This is a genomic window from Kaistia algarum (assembly GCF_026343945.1).
Lineage (GTDB): Bacteria > Pseudomonadota > Alphaproteobacteria > Rhizobiales > Kaistiaceae > Kaistia > Kaistia algarum.
Window position 1 is genome coordinate 552796 of the sequence record NZ_JAPKNJ010000001.1, and the last position, 24055, is coordinate 576850.

At 65.1% G+C, this 24055-nt stretch carries 23 protein-coding genes; 9 read left to right on the forward strand and 14 right to left on the reverse strand.

From position 1 onward, the window contains the following. Window positions 1-3: 3 nt before the first annotated feature. Window positions 4-852, reverse strand: coding sequence for a 3'(2'),5'-bisphosphate nucleotidase CysQ (locus OSH05_RS02860; protein WP_104218747.1), 849 nt, complete (start codon window positions 850-852; stop codon window positions 4-6). Continuing rightward, a complete protein-coding gene (locus OSH05_RS02865) occupies window positions 839-2176 on the reverse strand; it encodes a TldD/PmbA family protein (protein WP_104218748.1) in 1338 nt (445 codons plus the stop codon). Before OSH05_RS02865 ends, OSH05_RS02860 begins: the two co-directional genes overlap by 14 nt. A 215-nt stretch (window positions 2177-2391) precedes the next feature. On the opposite strand from OSH05_RS02865, the gene OSH05_RS02870 reads away from it, so the two are divergent. Beyond that, window positions 2392-4203, forward strand: coding sequence for a monovalent cation:proton antiporter-2 (CPA2) family protein (locus tag OSH05_RS02870; RefSeq protein WP_104218749.1), 1812 nt, complete (start codon window positions 2392-2394; stop codon window positions 4201-4203). On the opposite strand, the gene OSH05_RS02875 is transcribed toward OSH05_RS02870, so the two are convergent. The 4 genes from OSH05_RS02875 to OSH05_RS02890 are packed head-to-tail and all read right to left on the reverse strand — an operon-like array spanning window position 4204 to window position 8685. Further along, window positions 4204-5541 carry a M16 family metallopeptidase gene (locus OSH05_RS02875; RefSeq protein ID WP_104218750.1) on the reverse strand — a complete coding sequence of 446 codons (1338 nt, stop codon included), beginning with the start codon at window positions 5539-5541 and terminating at the stop codon, window positions 4204-4206. Between the two features lie 17 nt (window positions 5542-5558). Next, window positions 5559-6956 (reverse strand): M16 family metallopeptidase, encoded by a 1398-nt coding sequence (locus tag OSH05_RS02880; RefSeq protein ID WP_104218751.1) that lies wholly within the window; start codon window positions 6954-6956, stop codon window positions 5559-5561. Between the two features lie 48 nt (window positions 6957-7004). Continuing rightward, window positions 7005-7598 (reverse strand): 16S rRNA (guanine(966)-N(2))-methyltransferase RsmD, encoded by a 594-nt coding sequence (gene rsmD / locus OSH05_RS02885; protein ID WP_266352030.1) that lies wholly within the window; start codon window positions 7596-7598, stop codon window positions 7005-7007. Beyond that, complete coding sequence (locus OSH05_RS02890; protein ID WP_104218753.1) at window positions 7579-8685, reverse strand: pseudouridine synthase; 1107 nt, start codon at window positions 8683-8685, stop codon at window positions 7579-7581. Before OSH05_RS02890 ends, rsmD begins: the two co-directional genes overlap by 20 nt. A 39-nt stretch (window positions 8686-8724) precedes the next feature. On the opposite strand from OSH05_RS02890, the gene OSH05_RS02895 reads away from it, so the two are divergent. Then, on the forward strand, window positions 8725-9177 hold the full coding sequence (locus OSH05_RS02895) for a nucleoside deaminase (RefSeq protein ID WP_207778736.1): 453 nt from the start codon (window positions 8725-8727) through the stop codon (window positions 9175-9177). Between the two features lie 80 nt (window positions 9178-9257). Further along, window positions 9258-10403: a hypothetical protein gene (locus OSH05_RS02900; protein WP_133163097.1), complete on the forward strand. Its 1146-nt coding sequence runs from the start codon at window positions 9258-9260 to the stop codon at window positions 10401-10403. A 2-nt stretch (window positions 10404-10405) separates the two neighbouring features. Here the strand turns inward: OSH05_RS02900 and OSH05_RS02905 are convergent, their stop codons facing one another. Next, window positions 10406-10765 carry a DUF4406 domain-containing protein gene (locus OSH05_RS02905; RefSeq protein ID WP_104218842.1) on the reverse strand — a complete coding sequence of 120 codons (360 nt, stop codon included), beginning with the start codon at window positions 10763-10765 and terminating at the stop codon, window positions 10406-10408. Window positions 10766-10876: 111 nt separating this feature from the next. Between OSH05_RS02905 and OSH05_RS02910 the strand changes: the two genes are divergently transcribed. Next, complete coding sequence (locus OSH05_RS02910) at window positions 10877-11632, forward strand: DeoR/GlpR family DNA-binding transcription regulator (protein ID WP_104218756.1); 756 nt, start codon at window positions 10877-10879, stop codon at window positions 11630-11632. Between the two features lie 65 nt (window positions 11633-11697). Here OSH05_RS02910 and groL read toward each other — a convergent pair whose 3' ends face one another. The 7 genes from groL to OSH05_RS02945 form a co-directional block, all read right to left on the reverse strand. Further along, window positions 11698-13338 (reverse strand): chaperonin GroEL, encoded by a 1641-nt coding sequence (gene groL / locus OSH05_RS02915; protein WP_104218757.1) that lies wholly within the window; start codon window positions 13336-13338, stop codon window positions 11698-11700. 58 nt (window positions 13339-13396) lie between these two features. Beyond that, a complete protein-coding gene (groES, locus tag OSH05_RS02920; protein WP_104218758.1) occupies window positions 13397-13711 on the reverse strand; it encodes a co-chaperone GroES in 315 nt (104 codons plus the stop codon). A 177-nt stretch (window positions 13712-13888) separates the two neighbouring features. Beyond that, on the reverse strand, window positions 13889-14542 hold the full coding sequence (locus OSH05_RS02925; protein ID WP_104218759.1) for a lysophospholipid acyltransferase family protein: 654 nt from the start codon (window positions 14540-14542) through the stop codon (window positions 13889-13891). Window positions 14543-14546: 4 nt separating this feature from the next. Then, window positions 14547-15518, reverse strand: a complete 972-nt coding sequence (locus OSH05_RS02930) for a phosphatidate cytidylyltransferase (RefSeq protein WP_104218760.1) — start codon at window positions 15516-15518, stop codon at window positions 14547-14549. After that, window positions 15515-16129, reverse strand: a complete 615-nt coding sequence (locus OSH05_RS02935) for a CDP-alcohol phosphatidyltransferase family protein (protein WP_104218761.1) — start codon at window positions 16127-16129, stop codon at window positions 15515-15517. Before OSH05_RS02935 ends, OSH05_RS02930 begins: the two co-directional genes overlap by 4 nt. Before the next feature lie 114 nt (window positions 16130-16243). Beyond that, window positions 16244-16834 (reverse strand): hypothetical protein, encoded by a 591-nt coding sequence (locus OSH05_RS02940; RefSeq protein ID WP_133163098.1) that lies wholly within the window; start codon window positions 16832-16834, stop codon window positions 16244-16246. Window positions 16835-16964: 130 nt separating this feature from the next. Then, a complete protein-coding gene (locus OSH05_RS02945) occupies window positions 16965-18386 on the reverse strand; it encodes a sigma-54-dependent transcriptional regulator (protein WP_104218763.1) in 1422 nt (473 codons plus the stop codon). Between the two features lie 156 nt (window positions 18387-18542). Between OSH05_RS02945 and OSH05_RS02950 the strand changes: the two genes are divergently transcribed. The 5 genes from OSH05_RS02950 to OSH05_RS02970 all read left to right on the forward strand — a co-directional run bounded on the left by OSH05_RS02950 (window position 18543) and on the right by OSH05_RS02970 (window position 23921). Beyond that, complete coding sequence (locus OSH05_RS02950) at window positions 18543-19415, forward strand: TIGR01459 family HAD-type hydrolase (protein WP_104218764.1); 873 nt, start codon at window positions 18543-18545, stop codon at window positions 19413-19415. A gap of 148 nt (window positions 19416-19563) precedes the next feature. Next, the gene (locus tag OSH05_RS02955; RefSeq protein ID WP_104218765.1) at window positions 19564-20568 is read left to right on the forward strand and encodes a bifunctional riboflavin kinase/FAD synthetase; all 1005 of its coding nucleotides are present in this window, start codon (window positions 19564-19566) and stop codon (window positions 20566-20568) included. A 101-nt stretch (window positions 20569-20669) separates the two neighbouring features. After that, a complete protein-coding gene (locus OSH05_RS02960; RefSeq protein WP_104218766.1) occupies window positions 20670-21287 on the forward strand; it encodes a hypothetical protein in 618 nt (205 codons plus the stop codon). 253 nt (window positions 21288-21540) lie between these two features. Then, window positions 21541-23292, forward strand: coding sequence for an ABC transporter ATP-binding protein/permease (locus OSH05_RS02965; RefSeq protein WP_104218767.1), 1752 nt, complete (start codon window positions 21541-21543; stop codon window positions 23290-23292). Between the two features lie 161 nt (window positions 23293-23453). Then, entirely contained in the window at window positions 23454-23921 is a 468-nt protein-coding gene (locus tag OSH05_RS02970; RefSeq protein ID WP_104218768.1) for a DoxX family protein, read from the forward strand. Window positions 23922-24055: the final 134 nt, after the last annotated feature.

Below are 24055 nucleotides of genomic sequence, written 5' to 3' on the forward strand. Positions count from 1 at the left end.
TCGCTAGCCGTTCCCGCCACTGGAGGCGATGGCCGACCGCTCGTCGCACCAACGCTTCTCGGCCGCTGCCACGACCGGCCCGGCTGCCGCAACCAGCGCGCTCGTTCCGGCAATCAAGGCGGGGTGCCGGAGTTCGGTCCGATTGTAGCGGATCGCCCCGCCCATTGCAGCGCACAACGTTCCGCCAGCTTCGTGCACCAAAAGGTCGGCTGCCGCAAGATCCCAGTCATTGGCGTTGGGAGTTGCCGTCGCTATGTCGATCCGTCCCGCTGCGACCAGCGCGATGCGGTAGGCGAGCGAGGGCGTGACACGCCGATCGGCGACGTCGATCCCTGCCCCGGCCAGCGCCCGCATATAGCGGGCGGGACCCGCAAAGCGCAGATGGCTTCGATCCGCCTCGGCAACGAAGAGCCGAGCCCCATTCAGGAGCGCCCCACAGCCGGCCGTCGCCTCGAACCATTCTTCCCGGGCCGGAACCGCGAGCGCCGCAGCCACGGGCACGCCGTCCTCGACGATCGCCACGGAGACGCACCAATCGGCATTGCCCTCGATGAAGCCGCGCGTCCCGTCAATCGGATCGACGACGAAAACGCGCCGCTTCGCAAGGCGCTCCGGCGTGTCGGTCGTCTCTTCGGAAAGCCAGCCATAGTCGGGTCGCGCCGACCGGAGGCGTTCGAACAGGAAGCGATCCGCTTCGATATCGGCTTCCGTTACCGGGGAATCGCCGCGTTTCATCCAGGCCTTTGGCGACCGGCGAAAATAGCCGAGCGCGATCTCCCCAGCGGCTCGCGCCGCGTCCACCACAAGGGCAAGATCGGCTTGGCGATCCTCGGACGGCTCAGGAACCGGCAATCATCAATCCCTCGATCGCCAGCGTCGGCGAATTGACCGAATGTCGATATTCCAGATCGTCAGCCGCGACGAGCCGAGCAAACATGTCGCGCAGATTGCCCGCGATGGTGATTTCCGAGACAGGTTCGGCGAGTTCCCCGTTCACGATGCGATAGCCGCCGGCGCCGCGGCTGTAGTCGCCCGTGACGCCGTTCACGCCGTGGCCGATCAACTCCGTCACATAGAGCCCGTCACCGACCTGCGCCAACAGCGCGTCACGACTGATCGAGCCGGGCAGAAGGGTCAGATTCGTCGCATGCGGGCTGCCGCCGCCGCCCGAGCCGCGACCATTGGTCGAGAGTCCGAGTTCCCGCGCCGTCGCACTGTCGAGAAGCCAGTCCTGCAATATGCCGTCACGCACGAGATCGATCGCCTCGGACGCCACGCCCTCGCCGTCGAAGGGCCGGGACGCCGGACCCCGGATGCGGCGCGGATCATCGGTGATGCGGATCTGCGGAGAGAAAACGGCCTCACCACGTGAGTTGCGCAGGAAGCTCGTCTTGCGCACGATCGCCGAAGCGTTGATCGCTCCCGCGAAATGGCCAAGGAGGCTGGATGCGACGCGGGGATCGAAGACCACGGTCGCCTTGCCCGTCGGCATGCGCGAGGGCCGCAGCCGCCGGACGGCACGCTCGGCGGCCAGGCGTCCGATATCTTCCGGTGAGCGGAGGTCCGCGCCATAGACCTTGGAATCACTGTCGTAATCCCGCTCCATCGCCGTCCCCTCGCCCGCGATCGCGGTGGTCGAGACGCCGGAGCGGGAGAGCAAATAGGAGCCGGAAAACCCATGCGAGGTCGCGATCAAAGCCCCGGTCAAAGACCAGCCGGCGGAAGCGCCGCCGGACTTCGCGATACCGGGAACGGCGAGTGCCGCCGCCTCGGCGCGGCGGGCACGCTCCGCAAGCTCGGCGGCATCGGGTATCGCCGGATCGAGAAGATCGAGATCGGGCCAGGAGGTGGCGAGCCGGTCCTGCGGCGCCAGGCCGGCGAACGGATCCTCCGGCGCCACCCGGGCCATCGCCACGGCGCGGACTGCCAATTCATCGGCCGCGGCGACCGTGTTGGTCGAGACGCTCGCATGGCGCTTGCCGACGAAGACGCGCAGCGAGACATCGTCGCTTTCGGAACGGGTCGATTCGTCCACGGCACCGTGCCGGACATCGACCGAAAAGCCGATACGGCGCACGGCAAAGGCATCCGCGGCATCGGCGCCGGCCCGCCGCGCGGCCGCGACGAGTTCGGCGGCACGGGCGACGAGCAAAGTCTGGTCGGGCAACACGGTCATGGCATTCTCCTTGGCCCCTTGTGTAGGCATCGATGCGGGCCGTAACAAGTGTGGTGGAACCCGCCGGACGCGCCCACGCCTCTGCCGCCGCAATGCGACTGCCATTCGTCGCGAAACATGCCTACATTCCGAATCGACCGGCCGACGGCCCGCCGCTTGCATTCTTTTCCAGACCGGCCCGTTTTCGCCGCGCTCCTCAGCTTACGGAGTTTCCCATGGCCGCCGAGCCAGGCACCGATCTCGCGCAACTGGTTGCCCTGCTAGGGGCCGGCGTCGTCGCGGTCCCAATCTTCAAGAAGCTCGGCCTCGGCGCCGTTCTGGGCTATCTCTGCGCCGGCCTCGTGATCGGTCCATTCGGTTTCGGCCTCTTCACCGACCCGCAGGCAATCCTGCATGTCGCCGAGCTCGGCGTCGTCATGTTCCTGTTCGTGATCGGGCTGGAGATGCGACCGTCGAGGCTCTGGGGCCTCCGGCGCGAGATCTTCGGACTCGGCCTCGCCCAGGTCGTCCTGTGCGGTGCCATATTGATGGGGGCCGGCGTGCTGGTCGGGTTGCCGCCGATCGTCGCCTTCGTCGCCGGCATGGGCTTCGTGCTCACCTCGACCGCGACCGTGATGCAACTGCTCGACGAGCGCGGCGAGACCACGTCACCGGCCGGGCAGCGCATCGTCTCGATCCTGCTGCTGGAAGACCTCGCCATCGTCCCATTGCTCGCCGTCGTGGCGCTGTTCGGCAACGACCCCGGCGCCGCGCATGAATCGCGTTGGGTGGCTATCGCAACCGCCGCCGGCGTCGTCGCGGCCTTGCTGGCCGCAGGCCGCTGGCTGCTCAATCCGATGTTCCGCATCCTCGCCAGAGCCAATGCCCGCGAGGTGATGACGGCGGCCGCGCTGCTGGTGGTTCTCGGTGCCGCCTATGTGATGCAGCTCGGTGGTCTCTCCATGGCGCTCGGCGCCTTCCTGGCGGGCGTGCTGCTTTCCGAATCGAGCTTCCGGCACCAGCTCGAAGCCGATATCGAACCGTTCCGCGGCATCCTGCTCGGTCTCTTCTTCCTCGGCGTCGGCATGTCGCTCAACCTCTCGGTGATCGCCGCGCAATGGCCACTGATCCTGGGCGCCGTCATCGGCTATATGGTACTGAAGGGCGTCGGTATTTTTGCCGTCGCCCGGCTTTTCAAGGCGTCCAGTCGGGAGGCTTTGACGCGGACAGCGATGATGGCGCAGGGCGGCGAGTTCGCCTTTGTCCTTTACGCCGCGGCAACTTCGGCCGGCATTCTCGACGGCAACGCCAATGCCGTGCTGACGGCAACCGTGATCATCTCCATGGCACTGACGCCGCTCGTCGTCGCCGCGATCCGCCTGATACCGGAGCCGAAGCCGTCTCTGGACGGGCTCGACGTCGCGGACGGGCTCGAAGCGAGCGTGTTGATGATCGGCTTCGGCCGCTTCGGTCAGATCGCCGCGCAGTTCCTGCTATCCGAAGGCATCGACGTGACGGCGATCGATTCGGATCCGGACATGGTGCGCAGCGCGGCTCGATTCGGCTTCAAGGTTTATTATGGCGACGGCGCGCGGCTGGACGTGCTGCGCGCGGCCGGGATCGGCAGCGCCCGACTGGTGGTGGTTTGCACCGACAAGCGCGAAAACACCGACCGCATCGTCGAACTGATCCGGTCCGAATATCCGCTGACGACGCTCTATGTCCGCTCCTATGACCGCCAGCATACCTTGAAGCTGCGCGCGCAAGGCGTCGACTTCGAGATGCGCGAAACCTTCGAATCGGCCTTCGCCTTCGGCATGAAGTCGCTGGAGGAGCTCGGCTACGATGCCGAGCGGATTGCCGAAATCTCGGAGGATCTTCGTGCCCGCGAGGCGAACCGCCTGGCTATCCAGATGGCCGGCGGCCGGATCTCCTACACCGATGCCATCACGGGCAAGCTGAAGCCGGAGCCGCTCACGGTTCCCAAGCGGCAGGCGAAGGCGCTCAACGAGGAAGCCAAGCAGGCGACAGCCGAAGCGGCAGAGTGATCACGATTTCGGTGATGCCTCAGCCTTCTTCGGACCGACCAACACGAGCATGTCTGTACCATTGGCGAACAGCCGCTTGGCCACACGCTTTGCGTCTTCCAGCGTAACGGCCGAGATCATGTCGTTGCGCTTCTCGACATAATCGATGCCGAGATTGTCGATCTGGATGGAGAGAAGCTGGCGCGCGATCTTGGCCGAGGAATCGAAGCGCAGCGCATAGGAGCCGGTCAAATAGCTCTTGGCCTTGGCAAGTTCGTCGGCGGTCGGTCCGTCCTCGGCGAACTTCTTCACCTGATCGCGGATGATCCCGACCGTCTCTTCGGCCCGGTCCGCCCGCGTCGCCGTACCGCCCGCGACCGCGCTCGAATGGGCCAGCGGCACCAGCGTCGAGGAAACCGAATAGGCGAGGCCGCGCTTTTCGCGGATTTCGGAATAGAGCCGCGACGAGAAGGAACCCCCACCCAAAATGTGGTTGACGACATAGGCCGCCATGAAATCCGGATCATGGCGGGGAATGCCCGGACCGCCAAATCGGACCAGCGTCTGCGGATTGGGCATGTCGATATGCACATCGCCACCGGCAGGCACGACGTCGGCCACCGGTGTCAGGACGGCCTTCGCCGCCAGCCCGCCGAAGACGCTGTCCAGAACCTTGCCGGCGCTTGCCGCATCGATAGCGCCCACCAGGACGACATGCAGCCGATCACGGGCAAAAACACGCTCGCGATAGGTCTTCAAATCGGCAACCGTGATCGCCTTGACGCTCGCCTCGGTACCGTCGACCGGCTGGCCATAGGGGTGGCCGGGGAAGGCGGCGGCGCAGATGGCCTCCATGGCCACGGATTCAGGGTCCTTCGCGGATTGGCGGATATTGCTCTCAAGCTGGGCACGGATGCGCGCAACCGGCTCCGCGTCGAAGCGCGGCGACTGCAGCGCCAGCGCGAGCAGGCTGAAGCCCTCATCGCGATCCTCGGCGAGCATACGCAGCGTGCCGAAGAAATCATCGCGGCCGGCGTCGAAGGAAATCTGGATCGACTTCTCATCGAGCGCGGCTTGGAACGACTTGCTGTCCAGATCGCCCGCCCCTTCGTCGAGCAGGCCCGAGAGCATGTTGGCGACACCGGGCTTGCCCGCCGGATCCTGCGCCGCGCCGCCCTCGAAAGCGAAGTTCATGGCGACGATCGGAACCGCATAGTCCTCGACCAGCCAGGCTTCAATGCCGCCGGGACTGACGACATTCTGAATCCGCGTCGCCTGGGCGGCGGACACCATGACGAGAAGGCCGGCAACCGCGAGCAGCGGCCGGGCGATGCCGAAACGATTGAAGCGCAAGGCCATCTTCCTCTTCTCTGGAACTAACTGCGGCCGTCGGCCGGCGCCGGCTTCAGGATGCCGGTCACCGATTGCCTGCGGTCGAGATATTTCGCGGCGACAGCCGCAACCTCCGAGGCCGAGACCTTGTCGATACGGGCCGGCCAGTCCTGAACGTCAGGCAGCTTCTGCCCGGAGAGCAGCGCCGTTCCGACAATCCTAGCGAGCGAACTCTGGCTGTCCTGCGCAAAGATCGCCGACGCGCGCGTGCGCTGCTTCGCCCGCTGCAACTCGTCGGCCGTCACACCGTGATCGCGCAGATCGGTCAGGATGGCGTCGATCGCGGTCTGCAATTGCTCGACCGTCACCCCGTCACGCGGCGTGGCGACGACGCCGAACTGGCCGTAGTCGATGGCATCGCCCGAATAATAGGCACCGACGGCGCTCGCCAGCGCTTTCTCGACGACGAGCGTACGGAACAGGCGGCTGGTCGGGCCGCTGCCGAGTATGTCAGACAACAAGTCAAGCGCTTCGGCTTCGCCCGGAGCCGCGGTGGTATAGGATGGCACGAGATAGCTGCGCGACCACGACGGCTCGCTGACCCGCGGATCGGCCAGCGTCACAACACGTTCGGCTAGCTGCGGCGGCTCCTTCGGACGGCTCCGAACGATCGGCTCGGCGCTTGCCGGAACCTTGCCAAAGGTCTCGTCGGCAAGGCGGCGGACCTCCTCGGGCGTCACATCCCCGGTCACGACGAGGACGGCGTTGTTCGGCGCGTAATAGCGCGAATATTGCTTCAGCGCGTCTTCTCGCGTCAGCCCAGCCATCTCCTGCGGCCAGCCGATGGTCGGAATGCCGTAGTGGTGGTTCTGATAGAGGGCCGCGTTCATCGCCTCGTAGAGCTGCGAGCCGGGATCATTGTCGATCCGCATGCGCCGTTCCTCGAGGATGACATCCCGCTCGGGCAGAACGACTTGGTCCGTCAGAACGAGGCCCCGCATGCGATCAGCCTCGAAGGCCATCACGGTCCCGAGTTCTGCCTTGGCGATGGTCTGGTGATAGGCGGTCGCATCGTTGGTCGTGAACGCGTTCTCCGAACCGCCGAGATCCGAAACGCGGGCCGAGAATTCTCCGGCCGGATGCGCTTTTGTGCCCTTGAACATCAGATGTTCGAGAAAATGCGCAATGCCCGACTTTCCAGGCGGATCGTCGGCAGCGCCGATCTTGTACCAGATCATATGCGTTACGATCGGTGCACGATGATCTGGAATGACGACGACCTGTAGGCCGTTGGTCAGCGTGAACTCGGAAGCATCCGGGGCGATCCGGGTCGCGGTCTCGGCGTCTGCGGGAGCCGGCTTCAGAGCCAGCAGTACCATGAACGCAAGGACAGGCAGAATTTCACGCAAGAACTGCGGCGTACGGCTGATCACGGAAACCATCGATCCTCGGTCGTTTCTGCGCTCCCCAACGCGTGCTCCTAGGCTAGGCTAGTCCTCATCGCTAGGCGAGCGCAAATTCTCGTCGCCGGCTGCCCACCGGTAGAACAGCAATTGCGTCTCCCCGGCCTCCCGGCGCTCGATCAACTCCAAACCGTTCGGCGTCGAGACTTCGGTATCGGACGCCTCCTCCAAAATGACGAGGGTTCCTGGCTTCATCCAGCCGCCTCCCAAGGCGGAGACAAGCGCAAGCTCGCCGAGACCACGCCGATAGGGAGGGTCGGCAAAGACGATATCAAAGGGTGCCACCGTCCCTGCTGGGCCGAGCTTGGTGGCATCGCGCCGAAATAGCTTGGTCCGTCCGGTCAGTCCGAGCGCCTCGACATTGCGGCGGACTAGCCCGCGCGCCTCGACGCCTTCGTCGACGAAGAGCCCGAAGGCGGCGCCACGAGACATGGCCTCAAGCCCAAGCGCACCGGTTCCTGCGAAGAGATCCAGCACGCGGGCACCTGCAACGGGGTCGCCATAGCCATGGGCGAGCACGTTGAACAGGCTTTCGCGGAGCCGGTCAGAAGTCGGGCGGATCGATTGGGACTGCGGGGACGCGAGGCTGCGCCCCCGGAATTCACCGCCGACGATCCGCATGACCTGGTCCTCTCGGGCCGCGCCCCGGCTTCCCATCCTTCGGACCGGTCGGCCCACGATCGCCGGACGGCTGGTGACCGTCGCGGCGCGGAGGCCTGTCGTCGCCACCCCGGCGTCCGGAGGACGCCTCATCGGCCGAGCGGCGGCCCTTGACCGGTGGACGCGAGGGCTTCTCGGTGTCCGCTGCCCGAGCTGGACGCGGTCTTGCGGCAGCCTTCTCCGCCGATGGAGCTGGCCGTGGCTCCTTCGCCTTGGCGGGCGGCGTCTCGCGCACCGGCGCATCGAAATCCGCCCCTGCGTCACGGGCGAGCTTCTCGCCGAGCTGCTCCCGCAGGACACGGCCGCGAATCTCGACCACCTCGCCTTCGGCGAGATCCCCGAGCTGGAAGGGCCCGTAGGAGACGCGAATCAGGCGATTGACGTCGAGCCCGATGGTCGACAGCACATTCTTGACCTCTCGGTTCTTGCCTTCCCGCAGGCCGAGCATGATCCAGACATTGCTGCCCTGGACGCGCTCGAGAGTGGCGTCGATAGCGCCATAGAGCGTCCCGTCGATCTCAAGGCCGTCCTTGAGCCGGTCGAGATCGGACTGCATGACGTCGCCCCAGGCCCGCGCGCGATAGCGGCGCAGCCACCCGGTCGAAGGTAGTTCGAGAACGCGGGCCAGGCCGCCATCGTTCGTCAGGAGCAGAAGACCCTCTGTATTGATGTCGAGCCGACCGATTGCGACAACGCGAGGCAGATGGTCGGGAAGGGCGTCAAAAACGGTCGGACGTCCCTCGGGGTCGCGGGCCGTGGTGACCAGGCCCTTGGGCTTGTGATACAGCCAGAGCCGGCTGCGCTCGCGCTGTGGCAACGGCTTGCCGTCAACGACCACCTTATCGTCGGGACCGACATTCACGGCCGGGCTCGACAACGTCCGGCCATTCAGTTCCACGCGGCCTTCGGCGATCCAGCGTTCGGCGTCGCGACGCGAGCAGAGGCCGGCGCGCGCCAGCACCTTGGCGATGCGTTCGCCTTCGGCCGCTCCAGCTTGCGCGGGGGGATGGTTCGTGCGTTGGTTTGGTGGCTTTACGGCTCGGGTCATCGAGCCCTGATAGCAGAGCCGAGGAGGCGAAGCGAGACGATGTGCGGTCCCGGATCGTCCTTCATGGAAGCGGCGCTGGCGGAAGCGCGCGCGGCAGCGACCCGCGGCGAAGTTCCGATCGGCGCCGTGGTGGTGCGGAACGGCGAAATCCTGGCCGCAGATGGCAACCGGACGCTGGAGCTGCGCGATCCCACGGCTCACGCCGAGATGCTGGCGATCCGATCCGCCTGCCAGGCGCTCGGCTCTGAGCGGCTGCCAGATTGCGATCTCTATGTGACGCTGGAACCGTGCCCGATGTGCGCCGCGGCCATTTCCTTCGCCCGCATCCGCCGGCTCTACTATGCCGCCCGCGACCCAAAAGGCGGCGCGGTGGAAAGCGGCGTCCGCCTGTTCCACCAGCCGACCTGCCACCATGCGCCCGACGTCTATGACGGGATAGCCGAAGGCACGGCGAGCGAACTGCTGCGCGGCTTCTTTCGCGACCGGCGCTGACGGACAGAGCGCATCGGGCTGGCGAACGCCAGGCGGGTGCGGTAATGGCTGGGAACCGCTTTCCGGCCAGGAACGACATCTTGCTGCTGCTTACCTCCGCGTTCCCTCACTTGAAGCGTTTCGACGAACACGGAACCGATGTCGGCAAGGAGTTGGTCGGCCGTTGCCTGCGCTCCTGGCAGGACAATGGTTTCCGCGTCCTCTCCGTGCACAACAAGGCCGAGGAGAAGCTGCTCGGCGACGGTTTCCCGGGCGTCGAGTATCGTTTCGTCGAGGAACAGCTCGGCCCTGCGGCTCGCAAGACGCCGTCCTTCGCCGCGGTGCTCGCTGACCTGCCGCCAGGCGAGCCCGTCGGGATCATCAACGCCGATGTCTTCATGGCCGAATCACCCGATTTCGCCGGAAGACTGTCAGCGACCGCCGCGAACGCCACGGTGGTGATGCACCGCTGGGAGGTTCCCTCGCTGGCGCGGCGGCAGGGCCGCCGATTCGATCTTGGCGTCGACCTGCTCGCTTTCACGCCAGAGAAGATCGCGCCGGCGATCGAGGCCTTCACACGATTCCCTTATCAGCTCGGCGTTCCGTGGTGGGACTATGCGTTCCCCGTCGCCGCCAGCCTCTATGCGCCGCTCGTGCTGGTCGACGACCCGGTTCTGCTGCATCACACCCATGATCAGGCCTGGAACGATGGCGAATGGCACCGCTTCGCCGAAATAAGCGCCGACTTCCTGAATGCGCAGTCGCGGGCTCCCGGCGTCGATCCGAAACTGGCGAATGAGTTGCAGCGGCGCCTCAACCGGATCGAGCGCGATCATTACGGCTCCAAAGATCCCAAGGAGCCCAATTATGCACTCGCCGAGCTGACGATACGCTGGGTTCACGTCCTCTCGGAACGCAAGGCGCTGAGCCTTCTTTCGCAAATGGAGCTGCCGCCGAGCGGACGCACGCTCGACGACGCCGTGGAGGACGATCTGCTGGAAGGCCTGCTGTCCGGCAGCCAAAGCTACAACTCCGCCGAGCCGTCCGAGGCAGCGGAGATTCGCCGCAAGATGCCGAGGCGGGAGTTCAAGGGCCCCCCGCCCCTAGCGCTCTACAACAGGGTATCCACCGAGAGCTCCCCTTGGCAGGTGCTCCGTGCCGGCCTCCGCGATCTCGGTCTGGTCTTTCGCTCGACCGGCAAGCTGCTGGAACGCCGCTTCCGGCGGAAGCGGCGCGGCTATTCCTGAGGTCAGGCCCGACAGCCCGGCACGTCCTCGATGCGGAAAAAGACTTTGAGCCCGCGCTCGCGCGCCATGGCGACGTCCTGATCCGCGCCCTTCGACTCGCCTTCCAGCCGCAGCACCGCGTCGCAGCGCGGCAGCAGGCGATGAGCGACGGGATAGGCGATCTCCTCATAGATCGCATCCCCGACAGCCTTTGAACCAGCCACCTCCATCAGCGGCAAGGCCAGCCATTCGCCGATCAGCGGCACATGGCCGGCGCGAAACAACGGCAGCGCCGCGTCCTCCAGACGGCGCAGGTTGCCGCGCATCTTCGCGGGATCGTCGCCCGTGCCGGAACGATAGGGTCCGGCGACCAGAATCACCATGGGTTCGAATGGGCTCATCATGTCTTGATTCCTCACGATATTTCATGGACTGACGATCAATCATGCAATATCGTGTTATTTCATGCAATATCGTGCAGTCGGAGATTTTTCATGATGACGGTTGAGCGAAAGCGGCTTCTTCTTGAAATCCTCAAGCGCGATGGCCGTGTGGTCGCCAAGGCCGTCAGCGGCGAGCTTGGTCTCTCCGAGGACACGATCCGGCGCGATCTGCGCGAATTGGCGAGCGAAGGCCTGCTGACGCGGGTGCATGGCGGCGCGTTGCCGGCCTCGCCGGGCATCGTCGACTTTTCCGGCCGGCGGTCGATCGAGCCATCGGGCAAGCAGGCGATCGGCCGAGCGGCCGCGGCACTGATCGAGGATGGGCAAGTGGTCGTCCTCGACGGCGGCACGACAGCGATCGAGGTTGCCCGCCACATTCGGCCCGACCTTCGCGCCACGATCGTGACGCATAGCCCCAGCACCGCGGTCGAACTGGTCCCGTTTGCCGGCGTCGAGGTGATCCTGATCGGCGGACGTCTGTTCAAGCATTCGGTCGTCACGACGGGCGCCGACGCGATCGATTCGATCCGGCGCATCCGCGCCGATCTCTATTTCCTGGGCGTGACGGGCATCCATCCGGAGGCCGGACTCACGACAGGCGACTATGACGAAGCCGGCATCAAGCGGGCCTGGATGGCGCAAGCGGCGGAGACAGTAGCGCTCGCCTCGCGAGACAAGATCGGAACCGCCGCGCCTTTTCTGGTGGCACCCATCGGCGCGCTGGCCGGCATCGTCACCGAATCGGACGTCAGCCCAGACTTCGTGCAGATGATGGAAGCGCAGGACATCGCGGTGACCAGGGCCTGAACCGATCAAAAAGAAAGGGCGCGGCTTGCGCCACGCCCTTCCGATATCTTGGAGTTGGCTTGGACTTAGAAGTCCATGCCACCCATGCCGCCGCCGCCCGGCATCTGCGGAGCGCCCGACGAGGGCTTCGGCAGATCGGCAATGAGGGCCTCGGTGGTGACGATCAGCGAAGCGACCGAAGCCGCATCCTGCAGCGCCGTGCGCACGACCTTGGTCGGGTCGATGATGCCGGCGGCAACCAGATCGACGAACTCTTCGCTCTGGGCGTCGAAGCCGAACGTGTCCGACTTGTTCTCCAGAACCTTGGAGACGACGATCGAGCCTTCGACGCCGGAATTCTCGGCGATCTGGCGGATCGGAGCCTCGAGCGCGCGGAGCACGATCTTGATGCCGGCTTCGATGTCCGAATTGTCGGACTTCAGCTTCTCGACGGCCTTCTTGGCGCGAAGGAGAGCAGCGCCGCCACCGGGGACGATGCCTTCTTCAACAGCCGCGCGGGTCGCATTGAGCGCGTCGTCGACGCGGTCCTTGCGCTCCTTGACTTCGACTTCCGTCGAGCCGCCGACGCGGATGACCGCGACGCCGCCTGCGAGCTTGGCGAGACGCTCCTGGAGCTTCTCCTTGTCGTAGTCCGACGTCGTCTCTTCGATCTGAGCCTTGATCTGACCGACGCGGGCTTCGATTTCCTTCTTCTTGCCGTTGCCGTCGACGATGGTCGTGTTCTCCTTGGAGATCGTGACCTTCTTCGCGCGACCGAGCATGGCAAGCGTGACGTTCTCGAGCTTGATGCCGAGGTCTTCCGAAATCACCTGGCCAGCCGTGAGGATGGCGATATCCTCGAGCATGGCCTTGCGGCGATCACCGAAGCCCGGAGCCTTGACGGCCGCGACCTTGAGGCCGCCACGGAGCTTGTTGACGACGAGCGTGGCCAGAGCCTCACCTTCGACGTCTTCCGAGATGATCAGGAGCGGCTTGCCCGACTGAACAACAGCCTCGAGCACCGGCAGGATCGCCTGCAGGTTCGAAAGCTTCTTCTCGTGCAGGAGGATGTACGGATCGTCGAGCTCCGTAACCATCTTCTCGGCATTGGTGATGAAGTAAGGCGAGAGATAGCCGCGGTCGAACTGCATGCCCTCGACGACTTCGAGCTCGGTCTCGGCGGTCTTGGCTTCCTCGACGGTGATGACACCCTCGTTGCCGACCTTCTGCATCGCCGAAGCGATCATCTGGCCGATTTCCTTCTCGCCATTGGCAGAGATGGTGCCGACCTGAGCGACTTCCTCGGAGGTCTTGATCTTCTTCGAGCGCTTCTCGAGATCGCGGACGGCCTCGGCGACGGCGAGATCGATGCCGCGCTTCAGGTCCATCGGATTCATGCCGGCCGCAACGGCCTTGGCGCCTTCCTTGACGATCGACTGGGCGAGAACGGTCGCCGTGGTCGTGCCGTCACCGGCCTTGTCGTTGGTCTTCGAGGCGACTTCGCGCAGCAGCTGCGCGCCGAGGTTCTCGAACTTGTCCTCGAGCTCGATCTCCTTGGCGACGGAGACGCCGTCCTTGGTGATGCGGGGCGCGCCGAACGACTTCTCGATCACGACATTGCGGCCCTTCGGACCCAGCGTGACCTTGACGGCGTTGGCGAGGATATCGACGCCGCGCAGCAGCTTTTCGCGCGCATCGGCAGAGAACTTTACTTCTTTAGCAGCCATGTGGCCTGCTCCCTTTGTTTGCTAACTGGGCAATAAAAAACCGCGTGAAGGGATACCCTTACGCGGCCTTCTTGCCGGCAGCCTTGGTGTCGATCACGCCGAGAATGTCGGATTCCTTCATGATCAGCAGATCTTCACCATCGATCTTCACTTCCGTGCCCGACCACTTGCCGAACAGGATGCGATCACCAGCCTTGACGTCCAGGGAAACCAGCTTGCCGGCATCGTCGCGGGCACCGGGGCCGACGGCGACGACTTCGCCTTCCTGCGGCTTCTCCTTGGCGGTGTCCGGGATGATGATGCCGCCCTTGGTCTTCTCTTCGCCTTCGAGGCGACGGACGACAACGCGGTCATGCAGAGGACGGAAACCCATCTTTCTTCTCTCCTCGCGTAAGGCCACCTCTTCGGGCGGCCTCGTAAGTGATGTGTTAGCACTCACTTGTGCCGAGTGCTAACAGGCATAGTGCATCTAGGAGCGGGCCTGCTTCCTGTCAAGGCGCAGCGAGAGGGGCGGCTAAAATTCTCTTCCCCAGGGATGCGTCGCCGCGGCTCACATCCAGTCCGCCGAGGGCGTCTCGCCGGCCAAGGCGTCCACCGCTGCCTCCAGACGGGCGACGAACCCCTCGCCGGACCCCGTCATAGGCTCGCCAACAACGACATCGCAGACGAATGGGACGGGAAGATGGTCGCCCTTCGGCAGCACGCGGCCAAAACCACGCAGGAAGATCGGAACGACGGGCACGTCCGGCCGCCTCCGAGCGATATAGCCTATCCCGCGCTTGAAGGCCTGCCGCATTTCCGGCTCGCCGCGCGAGCCTTCCGGAAAGACGATGAGCGCTTCGCCGCGGTCGAGGACATCGAAGGCCGCCGCCAGCGGATCCCGCCCTCCCTTCACCGCGCTGCGCTCGATCGGCACGATGCCGAGCAGGTCGACGGCAAACCATTTGAGCCAGCGATTGCGAAGGAAATAGTCGGCCGCCGCCACAGCATGGATCTTCGGCAATTGCGCGAGCGGAAAGAGCGACATCAGCGCCAGCGTGTCGAGATGACTATTGTGGTTGGCCGCCAGGATGACAGGCCCATGCTTCGGCAGCCGCTCGCGGTGGCGTATGGCCAGACCGATCGCGACAAGCAGGAATGGACGGACGATCGCCGCGAAGAAAATGATCCGAAGGGCATTTCTGGCGACAAGGCGGATCGACATCGGATCAGAAATAGAAATAGCGGACGGTGTGGAAGAACAGCGGCGCCGTGAAGACGAGGCTGTCGATCCGGTCGAGGATGCCGCCATGCCCCGGAAGGATGGTGCCGGTATCCTTGATGCCGAGATCGCGCTTCATCGCCGACATGACGATGTCGCCGCAAAAGCCGGCGGACGCCAGCATCGCGCCGATCAGTGCCCCCTGCAACGGACCGATCGGCGTCAGGAGCGGCGCAAGAACCGTTGCCAGAAGCGTGGTGGCCGCCAGGCCGCCGATGAAGCCCTCCACGGTCTTGTTAGGCGACACCTTCGGCGTGATCTTGTGCCGGCCGAAGCTCTTGCCCGCAACGAATTGCGCGACGTCGTTGAACTCGGTCGCAATCAGCAGGAACAGCAGCAGGCCGGCGCCCGTGCCTGGCGGCGCCGCCGGAGGCGGGACCGCGATCAGATAAGCGGCATGGCTGATCGCGAAGACGGCGATCATCAGCCCCCAATGCAGCGTCCCCGCCGCCTTCAGGAAACCGCTGGTCTCCCCGCGCAGCACCATCGCGGTCGGCAGGATCAGGAACATGTAGACGGGCACGAAGATGACAAACATGCCGTACCAGGACGTGCCCACCCACCAATACTGGATCGGCACCGCCAGATAGGCGAAGAGAAGCACGACACGATCGGCCTTTCGCGTCGGAATGATCGTGAAATATTCCTTCAGCGCCAGATAGCTGATGAAGGCGAAGAGCACGACCGTCGCCACACGACCGAGCAGCAGGGCTGCGGCGAAGATCCCGACCATCGCCCACCAGGAGCCAATACGGGCCTTCAGTTCGGCCTGCTTCGACGCCGCGGACGCGTCGCCTGCGGCCGGCTTCAGCCAGACGAGCGCGGTAGCGGCGGCAAGGCCGATCAGGATGAGGAACAGAGTGAGGAGGATCGGCGCCGGGAGGCCGATAGAGCCGGCGATATCGGGGAGCGCGTTCATTTCCCGACCTCCAGAGCCAGGCGGGCGCGCCGATACGCCGTGAACAGGGCGAGTGCCGACAACAGGAGCATGACACCATCGAGCCAGGCGCCGCCTGGAAGGCCAAGGGCGAGGCAGAAGGCAAGGAGTCCGATGGCGGCAGCGCGGTCCGACTTGCCCATCGGGCCGTCATAGCGCCGACCGCCGCCGACGGTCACGCCCAGAATACCGACGAACTCGGTCAGGATCGCCATCAGAACGAAGACGACGATCGGCCAGCCATGGGCGCCGAAGGGAGCCAGCGCCGGCACGAGAGCGAGATATAGCGCTGCGTCGGAGACCACGTCGCCGACCTCGTTGAATATGGCCCCCAGCCGACTTTTCTGCCCGTACTCTCGGGCGAGCATGCCGTCGACGGCGTTCAGCGCCATACGGATGAAGAGCACGGCGGGATAGAGCAGCAGGCTCAGCCGGACGCCAGCCACGACGGCGACTGCGGCGCCGGCCACCAGGCTCAGCAGGGCAGCGGCGAGGGTCACCTGGTTGGCCGTGACGCCGTTCGCAGCCAATTGGCGAACGAACGGCCGTAGCAGCGCCTGAAAGCGTGGCTTCAAATCGTAGACGGTGACCATTGGCCCGAACCGGAGCGCAGCCGCCGAGGGATACGGCAACTGGGCCGGTGTTGAACACCGCGCCCGCTGTCGGGGCTATGAGGCCGGTCACACCGCCGTCGAGCGTCCCCGATCTCAGCCGATCGTCAGCGGCAGCTCGATCGGTGCTGACTTGCCCGTCGCTTCGTCCGTCACGGTCAGGATAAGCTTGTACATCCCCGGCTTCAGATCGGGCACGCGGAAGCCAACCGTCAGATGGAAGTCTCGGCTCGGACTCGAGCTCACCTTCTCCAATTCAGCCGGCGCCGGCGACTTGGCGTAGATCACGCCCTTGTCGTTGCGGATCTCGATCTCCGACTTGAAAGCGATCCGCCGGTTCTCGCCGACAGGCGTCGAACCAAACCCGACGGGCTCCGCATAGATCTTGAGTTCCGAGCCGGGCGCGAAGGTCGAGCCCTTATGGGCCACATATTCGCCATAGCCCTTCACATCGTCGGCGAAGAGAGCCTTGCGGAAGGTAAGCGGCACGCCCTTCCAGAAGGCCTCGGCCGACGCGTCGAACGCTTCGACCGCCTCCTTGACCTTGCCGGCCGCGAGAAGGTTCTCGGCATCGCCCGCCTTGGTAGCCGCCTCACCCGCCATTGCGCCCGTCGACGCAGCGATCCAGACAAGCGCCGCAGCGCCCGCCATCGCGATCCCGGAGACCCGAGATCCCAGACCCTTCATGCTTCTAACCCCTTGTTTGGCGCCGACTTGCGGCAGCCCTTCACAGCCCATCCAAGCGGAACATGCCGAGATGCCGCGGCGCACGCAAGCATTTCGGTGGCTGAGGATGAATCGCAGGCTGACGCTTAGTTCAGGCGCTGCGCTTTTCGAGCCATGCCTGACGCTTGCGATAGATCGTCGACGGGCTGATCTCGAGGGCCGCCGCGGCGCGGGCGATATTACCACTGAAGGCGCCGACCGCGCTTTCGATGATCGAGCGCTCCTGCTCCCAGAACGGAACTATCGGGTCGGGCATGCGCGAGGACGGGCCAGCCTGGCGGGGCACGGATGGCACGCCGCCGATCGTCGCCGGCAGCATGGCGGCGGTAATCTCGGTGCCCCGGTTGAGCACGACCATGCGGCGGATCGCATTTTGAAGCTCGCGCACATTGCCGGGCCAGGCATGGCGCATGAGCAAGGAAGCTGCCTCGTCAGAGAAGCCGATGAAATCGCGGCGCTCCTCGTCCGCGAAGCGCGCGAGGAAGGTTTCCGCCAGAAGCAAAATGTCGTCGGCGCGCTCGCGCAGCGGCGGCATATGGATCGGCAGGACGTGCAACCGATAGAACAGATCCTCGCGGAAGCGCCCGGTAGCGATCTCGGCGAAGGGATCGCGGTTGGTGGCGCTGACGATGCGGACATCGACGCGGCGGGCCGTCGTCTCGCCGACGCGCTGCACGGTACCGCTCTGCAGGAAGCGCAGCAGCTTCGCCTGCAGGCCGAGTTCCATCTCGCCGATCTCGTCGAGAAACAGGGTGCCGCCATCGGCAAGTTCCGCGGCGCCCGGCCGCGTGTCGCTAGCACCGGTGAACGCGCCGCGCACATGGCCAAAGATCTCGCTCTCCATGAGATCCTTGGGAATCGCGCCACAATTGATCGCGATGAAGGGCTTGCCGCCTCGGCCGGAGCGGGAGTGGATGGCTTCGGCACAGAGCTCCTTGCCCGTGCCGCTCTCGCCGGTAATGAATACCGGGGCCCGAGAAGGCGCGATCCGCTCGACCTGGTCGAAGATCGCCCGCATGGGCGCGGAGAGCCCGACGAAGCCTTCGAAGCCGGCGGGATCGGCTTTTGCCGTCGGAGGATGCGGGAGTTTGTTCGTGATCTTTCCCGGCTCGCTGCCGAGCTTGTTCCATTGCACGATCGCCGCCTCGACCCGCTCGATCAGCGCCGCAGCGCCGAACGGCTTTGGCAGATAGTCGACGGCGCCCGCCCGTATGGCCGCGACGGCGGAATGAACGGATCCTCGTGCACTGGTCGCAATGACGCGCGTATGGGCCCCGACCAGGTTGCCGAGCGCCTCGACCCCGCCAAGCGTTTCGACATCGGCCAGGATCAGCGACGGGCGATGCCCGGACAGCTTATGGACCGCCTCGTCGCGGCTTGCCACGGCCAGAGTCTGGACCGCGGGTCCGGCGCCGGCGGCAAGATGCGCCGAGACGAGCCGGCGCTGCACCGGATCGGAATCGATGATCAATATCTGGACCGGCTCATTGTTCGAGCCGTCAGCGAACCCCATCCCAGGAAGACCCCTCTCCCGGCGCGACCCTTTCGCGCTTGGAACGACTCTCTCCCGACAGGGTAAATAAAGGGTTCCAATCGACGCTCGCCCGCATCGAGGCAGAGGAGGACGAGCCCGCTTGACCGGCCGCCCCGGAACCAATACGCCCCGCGCATGAGCAACTCGACCGCGCCAATCCGCATCCAGGGCCTTTCGGAAATCGCCGATGGCTATTCCGCCGTGCTGTGCGACGTCTGGGGCGTCGTTCACAATGGTGTCCGATCGTTCCCCGCTGGCCGGGAAGCGCTTGCCCGCTTCAGGGACGGTGGCGGAACCGTTGTGCTGCTGACGAACGCGCCGCGCCTCAGCCAGCCGATTATCGACCAGTTGCGCAGCCTGGGCGTGGAAGACACGAGCTACGATGCGGTCGTCACCTCCGGCGACGTGACGCGGGACCTGCTGGCGAAGCGGGGCAAGGCCAAGGCGCTGCATATCGGCACCGACAACCATCTGCCGCTCTATGCTGGCCTCGATATCACGCTCACGGACGGCCTCGAGGCCGATGTCATCTGCTGCACGGGCCTCCGCGACGACGAGCACGAAAGCCCGGACGACTATGACGAAGAACTGAAATCCTACGCCGCCCGCGGGCTGCCGATGATCTGCGCCAATCCGGACCTCGTCGTCGAGCGCGGCAACCGCTTCATCTGGTGCGCCGGTTCGCTCGCCGAGCGCTACCGGTCTTTCGGCGGCACCACTCTCGTCGCCGGCAAGCCGCACAAGCCGATCTATGACGCGGCGCTGGCAAGGGCCGAGGTCCTGCGCGGCATGCCCATCGACCGTTCCCGTGTGCTAGCGATCGGCGACGGCGCGCCCACCGACCTGACCGGCGCCTGCGGCCAGGGACTCGACGTCCTCTTCGTCACCGGCGGCATCCACGCCGCGAACTTCGGACCGACGGAATCGCCCGAGGCCGGGGCTGTCGGGCGCTTTCTGGAGATGGAGCAGATCGGCGCGCGCGCCTTCCTCCCGCATCTCCAATGGTAAGGGGTGCGCGACCCTTGCCTGCCGGACGCGGCGGCATCGCAAGCTTGACCCGGACGCGCCGAGCGGTCAGGTTGCGGGCCTCGTCCGGGAAGGAGCGCAATGCCCGCCGGACGGCCGGCCCCGATCCCACCCATCTCGAAATCACCCCATGTCTCCAGCGACGCTGATCCCGCTTGACGCCGTGCCCGCCTCGTTCCGGGGTGCCGTGCTGGCCATCGGCAATTTCGACGGCATGCATCGCGGCCATCATGCGCTGTTCGAGGCGGCGCGGCAGCACGCCGATCGGCTTGGCGTGCCGGCCTTGATGCTGACTTTCGAGCCGCATCCGCGCACAGTGCTGCGCCCGCAGGAGCCTTTCTTCCGCCTGACGCCGCTGACTGCCAAGGCCCGGCTTGCCGGAGCCTTCGGGCTTGCGGGCGTCGTGGTCGCCAATTTCGACGCGGCCTTCTCCCAGATGAGCGCGGAAGCCTTCGTCGCGGATATCCTGGTGCAACGGCTCGGCATTTCCGCCGTCGTCGTCGGGCATGATTTCCTGTTCGGCCATGATCGCCTCGGTTCCCCCGCCTATCTGGAGCAGGAGGGGCCGCGCCACGGTTTCGCCGTCCATGTGGTCGGCGCGGTGACCGACGCCTTCGGCGCTCCCTTCTCGGCGACCGCGATCCGGGGCTCGTTGGAGATCGGCGACATCGCGGGAGCGAACCGGGACCTCGGCTATCGCTGGTTCGTCACCGGAACCGTCCAGCATGGCGACAAGCGCGGGCGCGAACTCGGCTATCCGACGGCCAATGTCCGCCTGCCAGCCGATTGCGGTCTCGCGCTCGGCATCTATGCCGTAACCCTCACCCGCGCCGACGGCACCGTGCTGGCCGCGGTTGCGAGCTACGGCAAGCGGCCGACCTTCGACAATGGCGCGGTGCTGCTCGAAGTCCATGTCTTCGATTTCGCCGGCGACCTTTATGGCGAGGAAGTCGCCGTCACTTTCTTCGCCTATCTGCGCGGCGAGGAGCGCTTTGCCTCCATCGAAGCCCTCATCGAACAGATGGACCGCGATTCGCTCGCCGCCCGCGCGATCCTGGCCTCGGCGGGCGAGGGAAGCGGGCTCGATCGCCGCATTGCCGCGACAATGGTTGCCCGGACTTTACCGATATCTTAGAAGGTTTGTCGCGCGCGCCGGATTTTCGCCCGGTTCTTGTCGTTGGATGGGGTGAAGTGATCGCGTTCCGATTCGAGCGCCTGAGGAGTTTGCTTTCGACCATGGCTGTCTCGCCCGTTCTGCGAAGGTTCGTTCCGCCCGCCAGCGTTGTTGTACTCGTCGGCCTTGCCGGCTGTTCGGGTACGACCTATGGCACCGGTGTTTCGGCTGAAGAGCAGACGATGAAGGACGTCATGTCGCTGGCAAGCCTCGGCAGCAACGATCCGCCGCCGATCGACTACAAGCCGCGTGGCGGCATCGTGGCGCCGCCGACCGCCAACCTTCCGCCTCCAGGCACCGCTTCCGCGGCGACGGCCTCCGCCGCCGAGGATCCGAACTGGCCGAAGGATCCGGATGCGGCCAAGCGCAAGAAGGCCGAGGAAGAGGCCCAGGCTTCCGCCAACAGCCCGGTCCCGAACTTTATCCTGCCGAAGGGCAAGACGAGCTACGACGTCGCGACCACGGAATCGACCGACCAGACGCGTGCTGAGGGCAAGGCGGCTTGGGATGCGCTGCACAAAGGCAAGGCCGGCTCCTATGACGCGCAGGGCAATCCGACCCGCAAATATCTGACCGAGCCGCCCGTCGCCTATCGCGAGCCCGATCCGAACCAGCCCATGAAAGAGCCGCCGAAATCGGCGGCGAAGAAGTGGGATCTGAGCAAGCTCTGGCCGTTCTGATTTCGACTGTTCATCAAAGCCCACGGGGTTCTTTGACGCAGGCTTGATTAGTCCCGGGGTGCGCTCGTCGCGGCCTGTCCACCCGGCCTGCCGGAGCGGCGATCTACGCCTTCCCCTGCCCCTCCATTGTTCTTCGCCGCCTTCCCGCGAACGAACTGTCATGTTCCGGTAATGTGACGGCAATCCCGCCGACAGGCTGACCTTCCCATAGTCGGCGAAACGGCCGGATATCGGATGCTGGCGGGAGACCCCAATGCTGAAACTCAAGCAAGCGATCGCAACCGTCCTGCGGATCGCCCTGCCCTATTTCCGATCGAAGGAAGCCAAGTTCGCGATCGGTATGCTCGCCGTTATCATAGGGCTGCGTCTGTTCGCCGTCTGGCTAGATGTTCAGTACAATACTTGGCAGAGCGACTTTTATACCGCCCTGCAGAAGAAGGACTGGGTCACCTTCAAATACCAGCTATTTGTCGTTTTTAGTTGGATCGCCGGACTGTCCATTTTGGCAGCGGTGTATCGTCTCTACCTCAATCAGTGGCTGCAGATCCGCTGGCGGAACTGGCTTACCCAAAAATATCTGGGCCAGTGGCTGTCGAATGGCGTCCACTACCGGATGCGGCTTGAGGGAAATCCGGCGGACAACCCGGACCAGCGCATCGCCGAGGACACGGATCGTTTCGTCTCGGGAACGTTGTCAACGACGGTCGCCCTGCTCGGCCAGATCGTCACGCTGGTTACGTTCACGGCCATCCTGTGGACTCTGTCGTCAGAAACGCCGCTCATCATCTTCGACAAGACCTATTCGATCCCGGGATATCTCGTCTGGGTCGCGCTCGTCTATTCGATCATCGGCACCTATTTCACACACAAGATCGGCAAGCCGCTGGTGCGGCTGAACTACGACCAGCAGCGATACGAAGCCGATTTCCGCTTCGGCCTCGTGCGCAATCGCGAGAATGGCGAAGAGATCGCCCTGCTGCGGGGCGAGCCGGCCGAGCGGAAGCTGCTGCAGGGTCGGTTTGGCTTCGTGATCGGGAATTTCTACGAGATCATGAGCCGGACCAAGAAGCTCACCTTCTTCACAGCGAGCTTCGGGCAAATCTCTGTCGTGGTACCCTTCATTCTCATCGGGCCGGCGTATTTCTTCGGTGGCACGGAGCTTGGCCGCATTGTGCAGGTAGCTAGCGCCTTCGGAACCGTTCAGGGCGCCTTTTCCTTCTTCGTCGACTACTATTCCAACCTCGCCGACTGGAAATCCGTGGTCGATCGTCTCGACGATTTCGAGACCGCAATCGGCGCAGCGGAGCACGGCCTAGTCGAAGGCCCCACCCTCGTCCCCGACGGCGTCCCGGCCGGCCTTGCCATTGACAAGCTCGTCGTCCGTCTCCCCGATGGCCGCGAGATCGTCGAGGTCGACGATCTCGTCCTGAAGCCGCGGCAGAGCGTGCTTGTCACCGGGCCGTCCGGTTCGGGCAAGACCAGCCTGTTCCGCTCGCTCGGTGGCATCTGGCCGTTCGGCAGCGGCGAGGTGCATATCCCCAAGGGCGCCGAACTGCTGATCCTGCCGCAGAACGCCTATATGCCGCTCGGCTCCCTGCGCGCCGCGCTCGCCTATCCGCGCGAACCGGACGCGATCTCGCGCGAGGAGGCTCTGGATGCGCTGGGCGCGGTCGGGCTCGCGCGGCTGGAAGGCGAACTGGACGAGACCGCCAATTGGGGCAACCGCCTTTCCGGCGGCGAGCAGCAGCGCATCGCCGTGGCGCGGGCGCTTCTTGCCCGGCCGGATTGGCTGCTGCTGGACGAAGCAACCAGCGCGCTCGACGAAGCCGCGGAGGAGAAGGTCTATCGCCTGATCGCCGAACGGCTGCCGGAAACGACGGTCGTCTCGATCGGCCATCGGTCCAGCCTCGCCAAGCTGCATGAGCGCTTCCTTACGCTGGCCGCCAGCGAGGGCGGTGCCCATCGCCTTGTCGAGATCGAAGCGCCGGCTCCCATGCCGGCCTGAGATGAAGAGAGCGATCGCTCGAAACACGCCCCGATCACGGCGAGAGCCGATTTAGTTGAACGCCGTAAAAGTGAACACTGTGTCGAGCATTGGACAGGTTCCGGAGACAATCGGAATGTTGTAGGTCCGGGTCATCAAATCCCCGATCTGGAGTCCCCCCAATGTCCGACGTCTCGTCCCAGAAGCTTATCGTCCCGGCCCTTGGCGGCCTCTATGCCAACGCCACGCCGCTTTTCGAAACGATCCTGCGCCTCGCCGCCGGCCTCTGGATGGTGCCGCATGGCGCGCAGAAGCTGTTCGGTCTGTTCGGCGGCGGCGGCATCGAGGGCACGGCCGGCTTCTTCGCCCAGATCGGCTTGCAGCCTTCGGTTCCGCTCGCCATCCTCGCCGGCCTTGGCGAGTTCGCCGGCGGCCTCTTTCTGGCGTTCGGTCTGTTCACCCGCCCGGCCGCCGTCGTGACCAGCATCGTCCTGCTCGTCGCCGTGATGTCGGTCCATGTCGGCAATGGCTTCTTTGCCCAAGGCGGCGGCTTCGAATATCCGGCGCTGTGGCTGTTCATCACGCTCTATTTCGTCTTCCGCGGCGGCAACAAATATTCGCTCGACGCCGCGCTCGGCCGCGCCATCTGATCAAAGCAGCGCTTCCTCCCAAGCGCTTTCGGGGTCGCCTTCGGGCGGCCCCTTTTCGTTTGCGGCGGCGAGAGTTGCCGCAAGGTTGCCCCTGGTGAGTCGATGCGGTACGAAACGCACCGCTTCACGACGGG

Coding starts and splice junctions, on each gene's coding strand:
- OSH05_RS02865 (WP_104218748.1), bottom strand. CDS start 2,176: ATGACCGTGTTGCCCGACCAGACTTTGCTCGTCGCCCGTGCCGCCGAA.
- OSH05_RS02870 (WP_104218749.1), top strand. CDS start 2,392: ATGGCCGCCGAGCCAGGCACCGATCTCGCGCAACTGGTTGCCCTGCTA.
- OSH05_RS02875 (WP_104218750.1), bottom strand. CDS start 5,541: ATGGCCTTGCGCTTCAATCGTTTCGGCATCGCCCGGCCGCTGCTCGCG.
- OSH05_RS02880 (WP_104218751.1), bottom strand. CDS start 6,956: ATGGTTTCCGTGATCAGCCGTACGCCGCAGTTCTTGCGTGAAATTCTG.
- rsmD (WP_266352030.1), bottom strand. CDS start 7,598: ATGCGGATCGTCGGCGGTGAATTCCGGGGGCGCAGCCTCGCGTCCCCG.
- OSH05_RS02890 (WP_104218753.1), bottom strand. CDS start 8,685: ATGACCCGAGCCGTAAAGCCACCAAACCAACGCACGAACCATCCCCCC.
- OSH05_RS02895 (WP_207778736.1), top strand. CDS start 8,725: ATGTGCGGTCCCGGATCGTCCTTCATGGAAGCGGCGCTGGCGGAAGCG.
- OSH05_RS02905 (WP_104218842.1), bottom strand. CDS start 10,765: ATGGTGATTCTGGTCGCCGGACCCTATCGTTCCGGCACGGGCGACGAT.
- OSH05_RS02910 (WP_104218756.1), top strand. CDS start 10,877: ATGATGACGGTTGAGCGAAAGCGGCTTCTTCTTGAAATCCTCAAGCGC.
- groL (WP_104218757.1), bottom strand. CDS start 13,338: ATGGCTGCTAAAGAAGTAAAGTTCTCTGCCGATGCGCGCGAAAAGCTG.
- groES (WP_104218758.1), bottom strand. CDS start 13,711: ATGGGTTTCCGTCCTCTGCATGACCGCGTTGTCGTCCGTCGCCTCGAA.
- OSH05_RS02925 (WP_104218759.1), bottom strand. CDS start 14,542: ATGTCGATCCGCCTTGTCGCCAGAAATGCCCTTCGGATCATTTTCTTC.
- OSH05_RS02930 (WP_104218760.1), bottom strand. CDS start 15,518: ATGAACGCGCTCCCCGATATCGCCGGCTCTATCGGCCTCCCGGCGCCG.
- OSH05_RS02935 (WP_104218761.1), bottom strand. CDS start 16,129: ATGGTCACCGTCTACGATTTGAAGCCACGCTTTCAGGCGCTGCTACGG.
- OSH05_RS02940 (WP_133163098.1), bottom strand. CDS start 16,834: ATGAAGGGTCTGGGATCTCGGGTCTCCGGGATCGCGATGGCGGGCGCT.
- OSH05_RS02945 (WP_104218763.1), bottom strand. CDS start 18,386: ATGGGGTTCGCTGACGGCTCGAACAATGAGCCGGTCCAGATATTGATC.
- OSH05_RS02950 (WP_104218764.1), top strand. CDS start 18,543: ATGAGCAACTCGACCGCGCCAATCCGCATCCAGGGCCTTTCGGAAATC.
- OSH05_RS02955 (WP_104218765.1), top strand. CDS start 19,564: ATGTCTCCAGCGACGCTGATCCCGCTTGACGCCGTGCCCGCCTCGTTC.
- OSH05_RS02960 (WP_104218766.1), top strand. CDS start 20,670: ATGGCTGTCTCGCCCGTTCTGCGAAGGTTCGTTCCGCCCGCCAGCGTT.
- OSH05_RS02965 (WP_104218767.1), top strand. CDS start 21,541: ATGCTGAAACTCAAGCAAGCGATCGCAACCGTCCTGCGGATCGCCCTG.
- OSH05_RS02970 (WP_104218768.1), top strand. CDS start 23,454: ATGTCCGACGTCTCGTCCCAGAAGCTTATCGTCCCGGCCCTTGGCGGC.